Origin of the sequence: Bradyrhizobium cosmicum (assembly GCF_007290395.2) — a bacterium.
Taxonomy (GTDB): domain Bacteria; phylum Pseudomonadota; class Alphaproteobacteria; order Rhizobiales; family Xanthobacteraceae; genus Bradyrhizobium; species Bradyrhizobium cosmicum.
The window spans coordinates 2,559,863-2,577,987 of the sequence record NZ_CP041656.2; the positions used below are offsets into that span (position 1 = coordinate 2,559,863).

The 18,125-nt window shown below is 65.4% G+C and carries 15 protein-coding genes; 10 read left to right on the top strand and 5 right to left on the bottom strand.

Annotated features, from left to right (window positions below):
- Positions 1 to 35: 35 nt before the first annotated feature.
- A complete protein-coding gene (locus tag FNV92_RS12020) occupies positions 36 to 1,118 on the bottom strand; it encodes a lysylphosphatidylglycerol synthase transmembrane domain-containing protein (RefSeq protein WP_143840805.1) in 1,083 nt (360 codons plus the stop codon).
- 425 nt (positions 1,119 to 1,543) lie between these two features.
- Between FNV92_RS12020 and FNV92_RS12025 the strand changes: the two genes are divergently transcribed.
- Positions 1,544 to 2,050: a YciE/YciF ferroxidase family protein gene (locus FNV92_RS12025; RefSeq protein ID WP_015684923.1), complete on the top strand. Its 507-nt coding sequence runs from the start codon at positions 1,544 to 1,546 to the stop codon at positions 2,048 to 2,050.
- Between the two features lie 53 nt (positions 2,051 to 2,103).
- Here FNV92_RS12025 and FNV92_RS12030 read toward each other — a convergent pair whose 3' ends face one another.
- On the bottom strand, positions 2,104 to 2,538 hold the full coding sequence (locus tag FNV92_RS12030) for a hypothetical protein (protein WP_015684924.1): 435 nt from the start codon (positions 2,536 to 2,538) through the stop codon (positions 2,104 to 2,106).
- Positions 2,539 to 2,630: 92 nt separating this feature from the next.
- On the opposite strand from FNV92_RS12030, the gene FNV92_RS12035 reads away from it, so the two are divergent.
- Complete coding sequence (locus FNV92_RS12035; RefSeq protein ID WP_015684925.1) at positions 2,631 to 3,218, top strand: hypothetical protein; 588 nt, start codon at positions 2,631 to 2,633, stop codon at positions 3,216 to 3,218.
- Between the two features lie 2 nt (positions 3,219 to 3,220).
- Here the strand turns inward: FNV92_RS12035 and FNV92_RS12040 are convergent, their stop codons facing one another.
- Entirely contained in the window at positions 3,221 to 4,564 is a 1,344-nt protein-coding gene (locus FNV92_RS12040) for an aminotransferase-like domain-containing protein (RefSeq protein WP_143840804.1), read from the bottom strand.
- A gap of 184 nt (positions 4,565 to 4,748) precedes the next feature.
- Between FNV92_RS12040 and FNV92_RS12045 the strand changes: the two genes are divergently transcribed.
- On the top strand, positions 4,749 to 4,985 hold the full coding sequence (locus FNV92_RS12045) for a DUF1127 domain-containing protein (protein WP_143840803.1): 237 nt from the start codon (positions 4,749 to 4,751) through the stop codon (positions 4,983 to 4,985).
- 1,038 nt (positions 4,986 to 6,023) lie between these two features.
- Here FNV92_RS12045 and FNV92_RS12050 read toward each other — a convergent pair.
- Both FNV92_RS12050 and FNV92_RS12055 read right to left on the bottom strand, forming a co-directional pair.
- Entirely contained in the window at positions 6,024 to 6,449 is a 426-nt protein-coding gene (locus FNV92_RS12050; protein WP_015684929.1) for a universal stress protein, read from the bottom strand.
- A gap of 75 nt (positions 6,450 to 6,524) precedes the next feature.
- Positions 6,525 to 7,055 carry a SixA phosphatase family protein gene (locus FNV92_RS12055; protein WP_143840802.1) on the bottom strand — a complete coding sequence of 177 codons (531 nt, stop codon included), beginning with the start codon at positions 7,053 to 7,055 and terminating at the stop codon, positions 6,525 to 6,527.
- Positions 7,056 to 7,263: 208 nt separating this feature from the next.
- Here FNV92_RS12055 and FNV92_RS12060 point away from each other — a divergent pair, with 208 nt between their 5' ends.
- From FNV92_RS12060 to FNV92_RS12090, 7 genes are all read left to right on the top strand, one after another.
- Positions 7,264 to 8,721, top strand: coding sequence for an NAD(P)/FAD-dependent oxidoreductase (locus tag FNV92_RS12060; protein WP_143840801.1), 1,458 nt, complete (start codon positions 7,264 to 7,266; stop codon positions 8,719 to 8,721).
- Between the two features lie 88 nt (positions 8,722 to 8,809).
- On the top strand, positions 8,810 to 9,322 hold the full coding sequence (gene msrB / locus FNV92_RS12065) for a peptide-methionine (R)-S-oxide reductase MsrB (protein ID WP_143840800.1): 513 nt from the start codon (positions 8,810 to 8,812) through the stop codon (positions 9,320 to 9,322).
- Positions 9,323 to 9,558: 236 nt separating this feature from the next.
- Entirely contained in the window at positions 9,559 to 11,811 is a 2,253-nt protein-coding gene (locus FNV92_RS12070) for a flagellar hook-basal body complex protein (protein WP_143840799.1), read from the top strand.
- 36 nt (positions 11,812 to 11,847) lie between these two features.
- Positions 11,848 to 13,731, top strand: a complete 1,884-nt coding sequence (gene flgK, locus FNV92_RS12075) for a flagellar hook-associated protein FlgK (protein WP_143840798.1) — start codon at positions 11,848 to 11,850, stop codon at positions 13,729 to 13,731.
- Positions 13,732 to 13,751: 20 nt separating this feature from the next.
- A complete protein-coding gene (locus tag FNV92_RS12080; protein WP_143840797.1) occupies positions 13,752 to 15,635 on the top strand; it encodes a flagellar protein in 1,884 nt (627 codons plus the stop codon).
- A gap of 71 nt (positions 15,636 to 15,706) precedes the next feature.
- Positions 15,707 to 16,489: a hypothetical protein gene (locus FNV92_RS12085; protein WP_143840796.1), complete on the top strand. Its 783-nt coding sequence runs from the start codon at positions 15,707 to 15,709 to the stop codon at positions 16,487 to 16,489.
- Complete coding sequence (locus FNV92_RS12090) at positions 16,479 to 18,125, top strand: hypothetical protein (protein WP_168213246.1); 1,647 nt, start codon at positions 16,479 to 16,481, stop codon at positions 18,123 to 18,125. Before FNV92_RS12085 ends, FNV92_RS12090 begins: the two co-directional genes overlap by 11 nt.

Below are 18,125 nucleotides of genomic sequence, written 5' to 3' on the forward strand. Positions count from 1 at the left end.
GCCGCCTGCAACCCTTGTTTGGACCGTCCAGCCTCTTAACGCTTGCTGGCCTGCCGCAGCGACCGCTCGCGCTCCATCGCTGCCACCTGCTTGGGCAGGTTTGCCTGGGCGCAGGCCTCCGCCAGCCGCCGTCGCTCCTGCCAGGGCTCGACCACGTTCATCCAGAGCTCGCGCGTGCCCATGATGGAGATGGCCAGACCGAATGGGATCACGAAATAGAGGATGCGGAACACCAGCAAGGTCGCCAGCAACTGCTCGCGGCCGAATTCGGGCAGCGCCACCAGCATGGCGGCGTCGAACACGCCGAGCGAGCCCGGGGCGTGGCTGGCAAAGCCGAGCAGCGTCGCCAGGATGAAGACGACGGAGAGCGACAGGAAATCGATGTGCGGATTGGCCGGCACAAGCAGGTACATCGCCAGCGCGCAGAAGCCGAGATCGACCACGCCGATCAGGATCTGCACCAGCGTCAGCGGCGCCGACGGCAGCACCACCTTCCAGCCCTTCTGGCCGAGCTCGCGGCGCTTCTCGCCCATGCACAGCCAGGCTAGATAGGCGCCGATCGAGGCCAGGCCCCCGAACCCGATCAGCCGGTTGATCGACGGCGGCAGCTGATCCATGTAGGTGGCCGCATCCGGATGAATGACCATGCCGATCGAGAGCACGAAGATGTTACCGAGCCAGAAGGTCAGGCCGGACAGGAAGCAGATCTTGGCAACGTCGATCGCGTTCAGCCCGTAATCCGAATAGATCCGGAAACGGATCGCGCCGCCGGTAAACACGGTGGCGCCGATGTTGTGGCCGATCGAATAGGACGTGAAGCTGGAAAGTGCTGCGATGCGATAGGGCACGTGCTTCTTGCCGATCGTTCGCAGTGCAAAAAAGTCGTAGAAGGTCAGCGTACAAAACGCGAAGACGACGCAGAGCGCCGCCAGCCCGATATTGGCGCGGGGGATTTCGGTCAGCGCGGTCAGGATGACGCCGGTATCGATCCCCTTGAGGGTCCGCACCAGCGTGGTGACCGCGAAGGCGATGATGAAGACGCTCGCGGCAATGCCGAGCCGTCGCCAGCCAATCCATCTCTTGAAGCCGCGTTTCAGCGCGGGCAGCAGTCCGTGCATTCATCCTCCCGGCGGGGGGCAAGACCGACCGGGCCAGACATTGGCCGGTCGGGTACGATCAGTGCCCGAACTGGGCGTCGATCGCTAGGCATGATGTAGCTCATTTAAGGCAAAAACAGCGACTTGTGCAGCCCTTGACAAGGATAGGTTCTACGTTCGGCGACCGCTTTTGTCATATGTGGTTCACATCCGGCGCGTTAAGCATATGAGTCGCGAGAATGCTGGCACACCGTGCGTCCGTCAGTTGCCATGATCGCAAATCCGATCATCACCGGCATTGTTCCAGCGCAAGAGCTTGCGGACTTTTAGGAACGTCGGTGCCGTGCGCTGGTTAGCGCCTCATCAGCAATCGAACATGGCGGAATAGGCGGGTTTTCTTGTGAGCCGGTGCCGTCGTGTTCCCGAAACCCGAAAGGATCGGAACGATGGGACTGTTCACCAAGGACATCAAGACCATGGACGATTTGTTCGTGCACCAGTTGCAGGACATCTACTACGCCGAACAGCAGCTCACCAAGGCGCTGCCGAAAATGGCGGACAAGGCCACCGATCCGCAGCTGAAGCAGGGCTTTTTGACGCACCTCGAGGAAACCAAGCAGCACGTCAAGCGCCTCGAGGAAGTGTTCAAGATGCACGGGACGCAAGTGAAGGCGGTGGACTGCCCGGCGATCGACGGCATCATCGAGGAAGCCGAGGAGACCGCCGGCGAAGTCGCCGACAAGGCGGTGCTCGACGCGGCGCTGATCAACGCGGCGCAGGCAGCGGAGCATTACGAGATCGTCCGTTACGGCAGCCTGATCGCCTGGGCCAAGCAGCTTGGCCGCACCGATTGCGCGGCCGTGCTCGCCAAGACGCTCGAGGAGGAGAAGGCGACTGACAAGAAACTCACCACGCTCGCCGAGAGCAAGGTGAATCTGCGCGCCGCCAGCTAACGCGAAGCTGCTGCCTGAAACGCCGCGCGGTTCTTCGCGCGGCGTTTTCGCGTTCAGCCGCGGCGCAGTGCGAAATGCGCGCCGCAGAACGCCATCACCGCGCCAAGGCAGAGCGCGGCCAGCCCGGCGAGCACGCCGGAGACGGTCGGGATCGGGCTTGGCGCCGAGGCCACTTGGCCCGCACCCGCGAGCAGGAGCACGCCGACCGCGATCAGAAACTGCCGCATGCGCTGCGGGATCTGGCCGTCGGCGGCGCTCTGCATCAACGTCGCGGTGAAATAGCCGCCGGAAAAACCGACCGTGGCGATCAGCCACCAGGCGATCGCCGCGCCCGCGGGAATGAACTCATGCGTGTCGGAGTGCCAGAGGCCGCCGAGGTCGAGGCCGTAGCGCGCGCCCAGCATGTGCACCGCGAGCGCGAGCAGCACGCCGGAGATCACGGCGGCGCCGAGAATCAGGCGTCGCGGAAAAAAGGTCGTCTCAGCCATGTCCTGCTTGTAGGATGGGCGAGGGCGATCGTGCAAGCGGATCGCGGACGGGATTGCGGTACGGGATTGCGCGCAGGGGATTGATCGTCGAGATGCAGGTTTCGGAAGCTGAGGTGCCTTCGGGTGAGAGCTACGCCTACAAGGCGTCGCTGATCGGCTCGGCGCATCGCTTCGAGCTGACGGACGAGGGGCTGTCCTGGCACATCTCCGGCCGCTCCGGCCTGTGGCGCTATGACGAGATCAGCGCGATCCGGTTGTCGTTCCGCCCGGTGTCGATGCAGCAGCACCGCTTTCGCGCCGATGTCAGCCATGCCGGTGGCGGCCGCATCAGGATCCTGTCGACGAGCTGGCAGAGCCCGGCGCTGGTGGCGCCGCAGGACAATGGATTTCGCGATTTCATCGTCGCCCTGCACGCGCGGATGGCGAAGGCCGGCAGCCGTGCGACACTCACGGCAGGCCTCGGCCGCACCACCTACGCCGCGGTGCTGGCGTTCCTGGCTGTGCTGGCGGTGGCGATGACGGGCCTGCTGATCCGCGCGCTCATGATCGGCGAGTTCGCCGGCGCGCTGTTCATCCTCGGTTTTGCCGCGCTGTTCACCTGGCAGGTCGGCGGCTTCGTCCGGCGCAACCAGCCGCAAAGCTACAGCTTCGATCGCGTGCCGAAGGCTTTGCTGCCTTAGCGCTACTCCGTCGAGTCGAAATCCTCTTCCTTGGTGCCGAGCAGCGAGACGAGCGTGCGCAGGCCGGAATCGAGTTGCTCGGGCGAGGGCGGGGCGAGCGCGAGCCGCACTGCGTTCGGCGCGTGTCCATGCGCGATGGCGAAGGTCGAGGACGGCGTCAGTGCAATGCCGCGCCGGGCGGCCGCGGCGACGAAGGTCTGCGAGCGCCAGTGCGGCGGCAGCGTCAGCCACAGATGATAGGAGCGCGGATCGGCCGCGAGCTGGTAGCCGGCGAGCAGCCGTGCCGCGGTGTGCTGGCGGCGCGTGGCGTCGATCCGCTTCAGCCGCGTCAGCTCGGCGACGGTGCCGTCAGCCATCAGCCGCTGCCCGGAGGCGAGCGCGTGGCCCGAGGCGATCCAGCCGCCGGTGCGGACGGCGCCCATCACGCTCTCGCGCAGGTGCGGCGGCGCGACCATGATGCCGAGCGCAAGTCCGGGCGCGACCTTCTTGGACAGGCTGTCGATCACGATGCAGCGGTCGGGCCCGAGCGCGGCCAACGGCGTGTCGTCGGCGAGGAAGCCATAGACGGCGTCCTCGATGATGGTGAGATTGAGCTTCTCGGCAACGCGCATGATGTCGGCGCGCCGCGTCGCGTTCATGGTGACGCCGAGCGGGTTCTGGATGATCGGTTGCAGATACAGCGCCGACAGATGCGCTTCGCGATGCGCCTTCTGAATCGCATCGGGGCGCGCGCCGAATTCGTCCATCGGAATCGGAACGAGCGTTACGCCTAGTCGCGCCGCGATGCTCTTGACGTAGGGGTAGGTCAGCGCCTCGACGCCGCAGCGGCCGCCGGTGGGGACGAGTGCCGCGAGCGCGGCCGCGAGCGATTGCTTGCCGTTGGCGGTGAAGACGATCTGCTCGGCCTGCGGCGCAAAATCCTTGCGCGCGAGATAGGCGGCGGCCGCATTGCGCGCGCTCTTGGTGCCGGTGCTGGTCGAGACGCGCAGCGCGGATTCGAGTGCGTCGACGCGCTCGAGCCCGGCCAGGCTCTTGGCGATCATCGCCCATTGTTGCGGCAGCAGCGGGTAATTGACCTCGAAGTCGATCCGCGCGTCGCGCGGCTCGCTCAGCGCCTCGACCTCGCGCCTGATGTCGCCGGAGATGAAGGTGCCGCGGCCGACCTCGCCGACGACGAGGCCGCGGCGGAGCAACTCCGTATAAACACGGCTCGCGGTCGAGACCGCAATGCCACGGTCATAGGCAAAATTGCGCTGCGGCGGCAGCCGGTCGCCCGGCCTTAACGTGCCGTTAGAAATATCCGAGGCAATAGCATCGGCAAGCTTCACGTACTCGAACTTGGACATTATTGCACCGAGAGCAATGTTTTACTTGCTCCGAGTAATGTACTGGAGCATTTAAGTTCCATCAAGGTCCGCGATTGAGCCGAGGAGAGCGAGAGCAATCCGACGGCAAATGAGGTGCAAGCGCTCAGGCGTCTGCGCCAACGGCATCCGCCTCGCCGCGTAGACCACAGGCCGGAGAAGAAACATGACCACGATTTCCCAAACTGCCGGGCGGAGTTTACGCCCAGCCTCGTCGAGCGGATTTTTCAGCACGCTCGTCAACGCCGCCTATGCCCTGTTCGATCGTCTGGAGCACCGCACGGCGGTCAAGACGCTGAACGAGCTCGACGACCGCGCCCTGCGCGACATCGGGATCACACGCAGCCAGATCGAGGACGCGGTGTACGGCCAGTTCAAGGCCGAGCTGACGCGGTATCTGTAAGCGACTGTCGCGACGCCCGGCGGGGCCGGGCGTGGTGACGCAAAATGTTTCCACATCGGCATTGCGGGCGCAGCCAGAATCTCGCCGCAGCGACGATGCCCATTCCGTCATCCTGAGGTGCGAGTGGCGCGATGCCAAGCATCGCGCCGGGAGCCTCGAAGGATGAACAGCCGAGATGCAGCCGGGCCGTCGCCCTTCGAGGCTCGCCGAAGAGGCGAGCACCTCCAGCGACAACGGCTACGCCGTTGCGCGGGGGTGACGGTGATAGGCAAGTGCTACCCATCCTGCGGCTTGCTGAAGCGTTAGACACAGCTTCGCCTTCTCGCGGCGTGTTTCGCCCGAGCTTTGGCTGGTCGCATCACCCTCAAATGAAAGAGGGCGCAGGGAAGACCGGGTGCCGGCCGGACACCCACGGTCCACTGTGCGAAAGGTGGCAACAAGAATCTGCACAGCGGCATACAGGTGAAGCCAAAACATCCGGCCTTCCCTGCGCAGTGGTTTGACGGCTTATGTCGTACTCTCCTCGGGGAGCGATGCACTCTTGCCCCCGTCGCCTTGCGGCTAACGATGCGCGCGCCCGGTCGGGCCGCCACATCACCGCAACGCTTGACGCCAGCCTGCGGGCGCCAGGACCACACGATTTTGCCGTACGCAGATCACACCGGTCGTGCGTGCGATGTGCCTCGCTCACGGTTTCCCGCCCTGCGATCACCGTCGCACCAGTGTGGCCCACGTCCACCGCCGTCCGGCCCGCGTTCGTGACGATCGCGATACGCCCCTCTTCCTTGGGCCGGAGTGCGCGCAATATCCGCCTATTCCGAAATTCTGTAAAGGCGAATATTTCGGGCGCGCGGATTGACCGATGGTTTGGGTGTTTTGCCCGCCGGGCAACGCGATATCTTGTAGCTTAGGCCCAACAGGCCGCGGTATTCGCCGATGCATGGGCCCCGGCTCTGCAGCGCGTCACACCGAACGATGCGTCGCATCGCCGGTGGTGCTGCGCTGCGTCCAGGGCACGAGAGCGGAGTTCGTTTCTGGCTAGTGCCTGACCACCAGCACCGAACATTTGGCGTAGCGCACGACGTGGCCGGCGTTGGAGCCGAGGAAATAGGTGCGCATCGCCGGCCGATGCGAGGTCATCACGATCAAATCGGCCTTCATGTGCACGGCTTCCTCGAGGATCTCGTGATAGATGCCGCCCTGCCGCACCACGCTGGAGATGCGCGCAGGGTCGATGCCGGATTCGCGCGCGACGATGGCGAGGGCTTCTTCCGAGGTCTGGCGCTGCTGTTCGTCGAAATCGGCAGGTACGTATTCGGCCAGCATCACCGGCGTCATCGGCAGCACGTTGAGCAGGCGCACCACGCCGCTCCAGGTCTGCGACAGCGTTGCCGCGGTCGCGATCGCAGGCTTGGCGAGGTCCGTGTCGGCGAGGTCGATGGGCACGAGAATGGACTTGAACATCTGCGCCTCCAAATCTTCCGGTCAGGACGTCCCGCCGGCACGTCGCGCGATCAGCCCGATCGAAGCAGCCTCGCGTTATCGAAGCAGCTTTGGGCTCACGAACAGCACCAGCTTGCCGCGGCGGTAGGCCACGTCGCTCCAATCCTTGACGTCAAAGTCGAAGATCGCAAGCCCCGCGGTGGGCAGGTTGTCGGCCAGCGCCTTGGCGCCAGCCGGATCGCCGCTGCCCATCAGCATCAAGGCGGCCTCGTGCATGCCGGGATTGTGGGCGATCAGAAGCAATTGCTTCGGGTCGGCCGGGGCGGTTGCGGTGCGAATGGATTCAAGGATCTGTGCGGGATCGGCGCCGTAGAGTTCCGGCAGGACCTCGACCTGCGGCGCCGCGACGCGGTCCTTCATCGTCTCCCAGGCCGCGTCCCAAGTCTGCCTGGCACGGACGGCGTGCGACACCAGCACGGCATCGGGGAAGGGGGGATGGGTGGCGATCCAGTCGCCGATCCTGGCCGCGTCCTTGTGGCCGCGGTCGTCGAGGCGGCGATCCTGGTCACGACCGCTCGGCGCGTCGGTCTCGGTCTTGGCGTGACGCAGCAGCATCAAACGGCGCATGGCATTCTCGAATCGTTACAAGTCCAGGATAGGTTAAATGGATCATCTACAGGCGCCGGCTGAGGGCAAGGTGACAACGGCCCGCACGGTCCTCTAAAGCGCGACGAGACTAGGACAAATCCTCATCGCGCTTAAATTTTTCGTTTGGAGCATGATCTTTTCGGAAAACCGCTGCACACTTTTCCGGATCATGCTCTAAGAAAACGACATGAGCGAGACTTTCACAAGCGTAGCCCAGGAAGAAGCCGGCTTTCGCGACCGCGCGCGGCTGTCGTTCGATCTCGATGCCGACATCTGCGTCATCGGGGCTGGGCTCGCCGGGCTCTCGATCGCGCTGGAGGCGGCCCGGCTCGGGGCCAGCGTCGCGGTGCTGGAGGGCCGCCATATCGGCTGGAACGCCTCCGGCAACCAGCTCGGCACCGTGATGCCGGGCTTCGCGCTGCCGCTGACCGACCTGATCGAGCGCATCGGCTTCGAGGACGCACGCGAATTGTGGGCGATGTCGAAGGAGGGCGCCGAGTTCGTCCGGGCCAACGCCACCGAGGCGAACATGCCGGGGATCGGGCCTAGCGACGGGGTGCTGGAGGTCTCCAATGTCGATGCCGGCGACCGGCTGATCAGCCGGCTGCAGATGCTCCACGAGGATTTCGACACCGAGGTCGAAGGCTGGCAGGTCGATCGGGTCCGCGAGGCGCTCAAGACCGACCGTTACTTCCACGGCGTCTACTATCCCCAGGCATTCCAGGTCGACGGCCGCAAATATGTGCATGGCCTTGCGGCGCTGGCGCGGCGGGCAGGCGCCCGCATCTTCGAGGATACGCCGGTCGTCAGCATCGATCATTCCGGCATCCGCAAGCGCATCGTCACGCCCTCGGCGCGACTGCGCGCCACGCACATCGTGCTGGCCGGCAACATCCATCTCGGCGCGCCGCTGAGGCGCCTGTCGGAGACGCTGCTGCCGGTCTGGCGCTATGCCGGCATCACCGCGCCTCTCGGCGAGCGTCTGCACCAGATCATCGCCTTCAAGGGATCGGTGATGGATTCCGACGGCATCGACCATTTCCGCATCGTCGAGGGCGACCGGCTGATGTGGGAAAGCCCGGAGACCACCTGGGCGGCGCGGCCGCAGCGCTTTGCAGGCAGCGTCAGGCGGCGGATCCGATCGATCTTCCCTGAGCTCGGTCCTGTCGAGATCACCGATATGTTCGGCGGCGCCACCGGCCAGACCGTGCACGGCATGCCGCAGATCGGCCAGTTGCGCAAAGGCCTGTGGGTGGCGAGCGGGTTCGGCCGGCAGGGCATGAACACCTCGGCGATGGCCGGACAGCTGATCGCGCGCAGCATCCTGTGGGGCGACGAGCGCTGGAAGCTGTTTTCGCCGTTCGAGCTGGTCTGGGCCGGGGGCGCGACCGGGCGGGTCGCGGGCCAGCTGGTCGGGATCTGGGGCAGGGCGAGTTCCGCCGCCGCGGGCTCGCTCGCCCGCTACCGCGAGCGTGCCAGGATCAAGGACCGCGAGCGCGAGGCGCGGCTGGCCGAAGCCAACCGGGCTGCCGGAACCGGTCCGCGCCGTCCGCCTCCCGGCGTCCGGCCGCGACCGGCCCCGCCGCCGAAACCTGCGGCCGCGGAGGTGGAACCCGCCTCGCACGACGGCGGCGTCTCGCAATAATCCTGCGAAAAATTCCGCCCGGAAGTGTAACGTCGGCCGTTAGAGCCCGTATCTCAGGACGTGAGACTCCCCGCGCACGGAGAATGAGATGTTTGACCGCCGCATCCTGCTAACGACAGTCGCCGGCCTGTTCGGCCTTTCGGCCTTCCGCTGGCTGAGAGGAACCCCTGCCGAGGCCGGCGAGAAGGCCGCGCAGAAATTCGAGATCGAGAAGACGGACGCCGAGTGGCGCGCCCAGCTCACGCCGCAGCAATATGAAATTCTCCGCAAGGAGGGCACCGAACGGCCGGGCTCCAGCCCGCTGCTGAAGGAACACCGCAAGGGCGTCTTCGCCTGCGCCGGCTGCGACCTGCCGCTGTTTTCGTCAGACACCAAGTTCGAGAGCGGCACCGGCTGGCCGAGCTTTTACCAGCCGATCGAAGGCAATGTCGGCAAGACCGAGGACCGCACCTACGGCATGCTTCGCACCGAGGTGCATTGCCGTCGCTGCGGCGGCCATCTCGGCCACGTCTTCGACGACGGCCCGAAACCGACCGGTTTGCGCTATTGTATAGACGGTTTCGGGCTGGTCTTCCACCCTGCGGCAGCCTCCGCCACGTAGCTTCTTGTTTGACGCGTTTTCGTCACGCGAACCGGTCGTCAGTTCGCTCGAAAACGCATTTGGGGCCCGGCAATTGTTGCCGCCCCGGCAATTGTGACCCGGTCATTCGACCGGGGCTCGTCCGTTTAAGTCATTGATTTCATGAAAATACCCGCATTGGCATAGCCCTTGCGACTGTCTCCTTCGACTGCGGCCCTGGTCGACCGGCCGCCGAGATCGGATTTGGAGACAAAGTTATGGGTATCTTCGATGCAATGAACACCTCGGTGGGTGGCCTGCAGGCGCAGTCCTACGCGCTTCAGAACATTTCCGGCAACATCGCGAACTCATCCACCACCGGTTACAAGGGCATCGGCACCAGCTTCGTCGATCTCATCCCCGACTCCTCCACGCCGAGCAAGCAGGTCGCAGGTGGCGTGACGGCCAATGCCAAGGCCACCATCACAACGCAAGGCACCATCTCGGGCTCCAGCGTCGCCACCAACATGGCGATCACCGGCGACGGCTTCTTCTCGATCCAGAAGGCGACCGGCACCGTCGACAACGTGCCGGTGTTCAGCGGCGTCACCTACTACACCCGTCGCGGCGACTTCCAGCTCAATGCCAACGGCAATCTGGTCAACGGCGCCGGCTACTATCTGATGGGCGTCGCGGTCGACTCCAAGACCGGCAACCCGACCGGCAGCGTGTCGACGGTGCTGAAATTCCAGAACAACTTCATCCCGGCACAGGCGACCACCTCGATCCAGTACGCGGCGAACCTGCCGACCCAGCCGAACACCTCGGCGAGCACGACGGCGGCGAGCGGCACGCTGCTGGCGGAAGGTGGCCTGAACCCATCTGATTTCGCGGCCAACCCGTTGCCGGTGGGCACGCCGCCCGCGCCCTACACCAACGCGACGGCGTCCGGTGCAGCCGCCACCGGCAATATCCGCTCTGCCTATTCATCGACGACGGCGACGGGCACGACTGCACTCCAGAACAACTCCTCGGCCGTGGCCTCGACCACCACGTCCCTCGACAACTCCGTGGGCACGCATCTCGCCTCCAGCATCCTCACCGCGCTGAGCGGCCAGACGCTCACGATCAACGGCAACACGATCACCTTCAATGCCGGCACCACGGTCACGACGGCCGGCAGCAACACCACGATCGGTCTCGGCGCGGGCACGACGGCAACGGTTGCCGACATCCTGGGCGCGATTCAGACCGCCGGCGGCGCTGGCGTCACGGCGTCGCTGAGCGCCAGCGGCAACATCGTGATATCGAGCGGCACCGGCACCGACGTGGCGGTCAACAGCGGCACGGCAGCAACGGCCCTTGGCATCACCAGCGTGACGCGCGGCGGCAACGTCCTGTCCTCGCCGGCGATCTCGGGCGCCACGGTGCTGAGCGGCTCCGCGACGGCCGGCGGCGCCCAGGTGCTTTCGTCCGGCTTCGGTGCCGGTGACACCATCACGGTCGACGGCCAGACGCTGACCTTCATGGCCTCGGGCGCGTCTGGCCCGAACCAGATCAACATCACCGATAACGTCACGACCCTGCTCGGCAAGATCGATGCTCTCGCCGGCGCCTCGGGATCGTCGGTCAGCAGTGGCGGCGTGATCACGCTGAACACCGGCACGGCAGCCAATCTGTCGGTGTCCAGCTCCAACAGCGCCGCCTTCGCCGCGCTCGGCTTCACCTCGACCATCACCAAGAACCGCAATGGCGGCGGCACCGCCGGCACCGGCGGCGTGATCGGCAACGACATCTCGACCTTCACCAAGGAATCGATCAGCGGCGGTGCGGTCACGGCCTACAACGCCGCCGGCACGCCCGTGAATCTGCAATTGCGCTGGGCCAAGACCGATAGCGCCTCGCTGGGTGCGGGGCATGCCGACACCTGGAACATGTTCTACCAGACCGATCCGGATGCGACCGGCACGACGGTCGGCTGGGTCAACACCGGACAGGCTTTCACCTTTGGCAGCGACGGCTCGCTGACCTCGCCGAGCGGATCGGGCATCACCATCAACAACGTCTCCGTCAGCGGTCAATCGCTGGGCTCGGTCGCCTTCAACATCTCCACGGGCGGGCTGACGCAATATGCCAGCACCAGCGGCGCGGTGACCATCAACACTATCACGCAGAACGGCTACGCCGCCGGTCAGCTCCGCTCGGTCGCCGTCAACAACAGCGGCCTCGTGGTCGGAACGTTCTCCAACGGCCAGAACCTCAACCTCGCCCAGGTGACGCTGTCGCACTTCAACGGCACCAACTACCTGAAGGCGATGGACGGCGGCGCTTACGCCGCGACCGAACAGTCGGGAACCGCCATCGACGGCGCCTCCGGCAGCATCAGCGGCTCGTCGCTGGAAGGCTCGAACACCGACATCGCCGACGAGTTCACCAAGCTGATCGTGACCCAGCAGGCCTATTCGGCCAACACCAAGGTGATCACGACGGCGAATTCGATGGTGCAGGACCTCCTCAACGTATTGCGCTGACCGGCGCGTGACGTAACCAAAGGCGGGTAAGTACACATGGGTTTGAGTTCAGCCCTTGCCAGTGCGATGAGCGGACTGCGTGCCAACCAGGCCGCGCTCTCGATCGTCTCATCGAACGTCGCCAACTCGCAGACGCCGGGTTACGTCGTCCAGACGCCGAACCAGATCGAGGTCACCACCGGCGATTTCGGCTCGACGGTGATGACGACCGGCGTCAGCCGGGAGCTCGACACTTATGTGCTGAACCAGCTGCGCACCGAGACCGGCGGCAGCGGCTATGCCGACCAGATGGCCAGCATCCTGAAGCAGCTTCAGAATGTCTATGGCACGCCGGGCAACAGCGGCACGCTCGAAACCGCGCTGAACAATTTCACCACCGCGCTGCAGGCGCTGTCGACGAGCGCGGGCTCGTCGTCGGCGCAGACGGTTGCCGTCGGCGCGGCGCAGACGCTGGCGCAGCAGCTCAACGTCACCACCAAGGGCATCCAGTCGCTGCGCTCCAACGTCGAGCAGGACCTCGGCAATTCGGCGCAGCAGGCAAACCTGGCGATGAAGCAGATCGCCGACATCAACACCAAGCTCCAGGGCCTCTCGTCAAACGATCCGTCCGCCGCGACGCTGATGGACCAGCGCGACCAGGCCATCAACACGCTGTCGAAATATGTCGACGTCCGCGTCACCACCGACGGTTCGAACCAGGCCAACATCTACACCACCACCGGCATCCAACTCGTCGGCGCGGGGCTCGCCTCGGAGTTCTCGTTCTCGTCGGCCGGCGCCCTGACGGCGACCTCGCAATACAACATCGATCCGGCCAAGTCCGGCGTCGGCGCGTTCAACATCAAGCTTCCGAACGGCTCGATGGTCGACGTCGTCGCCAACAACGTGGTGTCCTCCGGGCAGATCGCGGCCGATCTGAAGCTGCGCGACCAGACGCTGGTGCAGGCGCAGAACCAGATCGACCAGCTCGCCGCCACGATGTCGAGCGCGCTGTCGGACAAGACCACGGCCGGCAGCACCGTCTCCGGCCCGCCTGCCGGTTTCGACATCGATCTTGCCGGCGCGCAGCCGGGCAACACCGTCAACATCAGCTATACCGACACGACCACCAACACCCAGCGCCAGATCACGCTCGTCAACGTGACCGATCCGGCCGCCTTGCCGCTCCAGAACGCCACCAACGCCAACCCGATGCAGATTGGCGTGAACTTCAACGGCGGCATGGGCGCGATCGCCTCCGCGCTCAACACCGCGCTGTCAGGCGCGCATCTGACATTCGCCGCCGCCCCTTCGCCGGCGACGGCCACGACGCTGCGCATCACCGACGACAGCACCGGCCTTGCCAAGGTCAATTCATCCTCGGTGACCAAGACGATCTCGTCGCTGACCTCAGGCAATCCGCAACTGCCGCTGTTCACCGATGGCGGGCAAGCGCTCTACACCGGCGCGATCACGGCGTCGGGCTCGCAGATGACCGGCCTTGCCGGGCGCATCGCCGTGAACACGCAGCTGGTCACCGATCCAACCAGACTGTCGGTCTACAACACCTCGCCGGTGACGCCCACGGGCGACACAACGCGCTCGGACTATCTCTATTCGCAGCTTACCAATGCGGTGTTCTCCTATTCGCCGCAGACCGGGCTCGGCTCGGCGAACCAGCCCTTCACCGGCAGCGTCTCGAACTACCTACAGCAGTTTCTGAGCGTTCAGGGCAATGCCGCGACGCAGGCGACCCAGCTCCAGCAGGGCCAGAGCGTCGTGGTCTCGACGCTCCAGGCGAAGTTCAACTCGACCTCCAGTGTCAACCTCGACTCGGAGATGTCGAACCTGATCCAGCTCCAGAATGCCTATGCTGCCAACGCCCACGTCATGTCGGTGGTGCAGAGCATGATGAATACGTTGCTCCAGGCGCAAGTGTAACCAGTACAGGGCCCTGAACCATGTCGATCAGCAGCATCAATTACTCTTCGTCGATTCTCGGCTCGCAGATCCGCAATATCAACCAGCAGCTCACCGACCTGTCGACGCAGCTCTCGACCGGCAAGCTGTCGCAGAACTATTCCGGCATGGGCACCAACGAGGGCTTTGCGATCGCCGGGCGCTCGCAACTCGCCAACATCGCCGCCTATACCGACACGATCACCAACGTCAACGTCAACATCAACCTCGCCAACACGGCACTGCAGTCGCTGACGACGATCCGCAACACGGTGCAGACCGGATCGGCCACCTCCGCGCAGGATCTCAACGTCAACGGACAGACCGTCGCGCAGAACACCGCCGCGGCGCAATTCGGCTCGATGGTCGGCGTCCTCAACACGCAGTCGGGCAACCGCTATTTGTTCTCCGGGACGGCGTTCAACACGCAGTCGGTCGCCAATGCCGGCGACATCATCAACGGCACCACGACGCAGGCGGGCCTGAAGACCGTGATGGCGGAGCGTCAGGCCGCCGACCTCGGCGCCAACGGCATGGGCCGGCTGGTGCAGACCCAGCCGACGCCGAGCTCGGTGCAGGTGGCCGAGGACGTCGCCGGATCGCCGTTCGGGCTCAAGATCGCGGCGGTGTCCTCGACCCTGACGGGAGCCACCGTGACCGGCCCGAGCGGCTCGCCGGTGTCGTTCTCGGTCGATCTGAACGGGATCAATCCGAGCAATGGCGACAAGCTGAGCGTCCAGTTCACGCTGCCGGACGGCTCGACCGAGCAGATCGACCTGACGGCATCGTCGGCGACGCCGACGCCGCTCGGCAGCTTTGCGATCGACGGGAGCGTCCCGGTCAACCCTAACAATACCGCCACTAACCTCAACACGGCGCTGAACACCGCGATCACGAAGCTCGCCAACACCTCGCTGGTGGCGGCATCCGCCGTCACTGCGGGCGACAATTTCTTCAACACCGCGAGCTCAGCGATCGGCGCGTCCGTCAACAACCAGGCGGCGACGCCTGCGCCGATCACGGGCGCGACGGCACTGTCCGGCGCGAGCCCGTCGGACTCGATCTCGCCCGGCTTCGTCGCCGGCGACACCATCACCGTCAACGGGACCACGCTGTCCTTCGTCAATTCCGGCGCGACCGGCAACCAGCTCAATGTCGGGGACAGCATCCAGACCCTGATGAGCAAGATCGACGCGATCACCGGCACCTCGAAGCCGTCGACGATCCATGGCGGCTCTATCGCGATCAACACGGACGATGCAGCAAGCCTGAGCATCACGACCTCGAATACCGGTGCGCTGGGTTCGCTCGGTTTCGGCTCGACGCCGGTCACCGCCACACAGCCGCCGCTGCGTGTCGGCTCGTCGCCGGCAAGCTCGGCGACGACGCTGGTCAACGGCTCGGCCAATACCGTGAAATGGTACACCGGCAATGACGGCCCCGGCTCGCCGCGCTCGACCGCGGTGGCGCGGGTCGACGATTCTATCACGGTGCAATATGGCGCGCAGGCCGACGAGGACGCGATCCGTCGCCAATTGCAGGCGGTCGCCGTGTTCGGGACGTTCTCGACCTCGCCGACCGGACAATATGCCGGCGGCCAGGTCGCGGCGCTGAGCCTGCGCACGACCCAGGCGCTAACGAAGCAGCCCGGCGAGCAGCGCATCGAGGACATCCAGACCGACATCGCGATGGCCCAGAGCACGATGAAGGACGCCTCCACGCGTCAGACCCAGGCCAAGGCGCAGCTCCAGTCCATCATCGACCAGGCGGAGTCGGCTTCGCCGGACCAGGTCGCCAGCGAGATCCTGGCGCTGCAGAACGCGCTTCAGGCGTCTTACCAGGTTACCTCGAATCTCTCGCAGCTCTCGCTCGTCAAGTTCCTGTAGGGCGGCATTAAGGCGCCGTTAACCATGCCTCTTTACCTCTTGGTGAGGATTAGAGCGGGGGCGGAGCCGTAATGTCGGACAAGATGCAGCTGGTGGTGGCCACGCCGTGCTTCGGCGGGCAGGTGTCGAGCATTTATGCGAGCTCGATCTTCGCGCTGCAGCGTGCCGTGCACGGCATGTCCAATCTCGAGCTCAAGGTGCTGATGCGCGACGGTGACGCGCTGATCACGCGGGCGCGGGCCAATCTGGCCGCGATGTTCCTGGACGATCCCAACGCGACGCACTTCCTGTTCATCGACGCCGACATCGGGTTCAAGCCCGAGCAGGTGTTTCGGCTGATCGAGAGCGGCGCGGATGTCGTCGCCGGCTGCTATCCGATCAAGCGGGTCAACTGGGACAAGGCGAAGCGGGCGATCCAGTCCGGCCGGGATGACGTGCCGGCCGCCTCGCTCGACTACGTGCTCGAGATCGAGGACCCCGATCGCATCGTGGTGGTCAACGGCTTCACCCGCGTGCGCTACGCCGGCACCGGCTTCCTGATGATCCGCCGCCACGTGCTGGAGGCGATGTGTCGCCACCCCGGTTACGCCAACCTGCAATTCTTCCGCGAGCATTCGCACGATACGCTGGCGGCGAGCCAGAACCGCTTCGCGCTGTTCGAGTGCATGATCGACCCGGCGACAGGCACGTATCTGTCCGAGGACTTCGCCTTCTGCAAACGCTGGACCGACATGGGTGGCGAGATATGGGCCGACATCCAGAGCTCGCTCGATCACGTCGGGCCGTCGGTGTTCCACGGCGACATCGCTTCGCAATTCGCAGCGGCGCCTGCGGCTGTGGCCGATGCGGCGTGAGCCTCCCGGGATGAGCGCCGGCGCATCCCGTCTGTCGGCCCCCGAGCGCACGCCCGACGACGGCTCGCGCTACCGTCTGCGCGATCTCTTCACGCCACTGGACACGCTGCTCGTCTCCGGCGGAGATCCGCGGCTGGCGCTCGATCCGAACGGCCGCCTCAACGCCTATGGCTGTGCGGCCTCGCCGGAGCCGGAGCTCTGGAATTTCGCCTCGTCGACCGCCTCGACGATCTCGCGATCGGCTTATGACCGCGCCGCGCTGGCGCGCGAGGAGCTGATGCACAAGTGCCTGTTCGACGAGGTCGAGGTCGCCTTCGATGCGCGCTGCGAGGACATGCGCGAGGAATTGCGCGGACATCTCCAGCTCCCGGCGCGCGTCGACATCGTGTTCTCGCCTTCGGGTACGGACTCCCAGCTCCACGCGCTGTTCCTGGCACGCGCGGTGCTCGGCGCAGCTCCAGTGACGATCGTGGTCGGCGCCGACCAGACCGGCAGCGGCACGGTCCACACCGCGCGCGGCCACCATTTCAGCTCCCTGACGGCCAGCGGCTTTGCCGTGCGCAAGAATGGCCCGGTCGCGGGTCTTGCCGGCGACAGCGTCGCGGTGTCTTTGCTCGATGATGCCTCCGACATGGCGATGCGCCGGGATCCGGATGCTGCTGTCATGCGCGCTATCCAGGACAGCCTCGCGCAAGGCCGGCGCGTTTTGTTGCACATCATGGATTCGTCAAAGCTCGGCTGGCGCGCCCCAAGCGAGGCCTGCCTCGACGAGATTGCCAAGCGCTGGAATGGCCAGGTGCAGATTGTGGTTGATGCCTGCCAGACGCGACTCGGGCGCCGGCGCCTGCGCCTCTATCTCGATCGCGGCTACATGGTGCTGATGACGGGGTCGAAGTTCTTCGGCGGACCCGCCTTCAGTGGCGCGCTGCTGGTTCCGAAGGGATTGTCTCGCGTCGTCGATCGGGTGGGTGAGATCGCGCCGGGCTTGTTCGACTACGCCGGCCGCTGCGATTGGCCGATGGACTGGACGGCATTGCGCTCGCGCTTCGAGCGCCGGCCGAATTTCGGTCAATGGCTGCGCTGGGAGGCGGCGCTCGCGGAGATAGGCAGCTACTACGCCGTGCCTGGGGCTTTTCGAGCGAGAGTGCTGGGCGAGCTTGCCGCGGGCATCGACAGCATGATTGCGTTGTCGCCATCGCTTCGCCGCGTTTCGACCGGGGCCCGGACGACCGGTCCGGACGACGAGGAATTTGCGCACGCCACGATCTTTCCCTTCACGCTGCAGCGCGATGGCAAGCCGGTCTCTATCGCCGAGACAGTCGCCGTTCACCGGGCGCTGGCGCGGGATATGAGCGAGGTGATCAGCGGCAGCGTGGCGGACCGGAAGGTCGCCGCGCAGCGTTGCCTGATCGGCCAGCCGGTCCGGCTGGAGCAACCGGACGCGGCGCCGCAGGCCGTATTGCGCCTCTGTGTCGGCGCACGGCTGGTCACCGAAGCCTGGTCGGCGGACGCCGCGCAGGCGCAACGCAATTTGCAGCACATTCTCGATCGCATCGCCCATGTCGCGACGAAGATCGAACTGCTGCTTGATCGTGCCGCGGCTGCGCCGGGGAATTTTGTGCTCGACGAGGCCTAA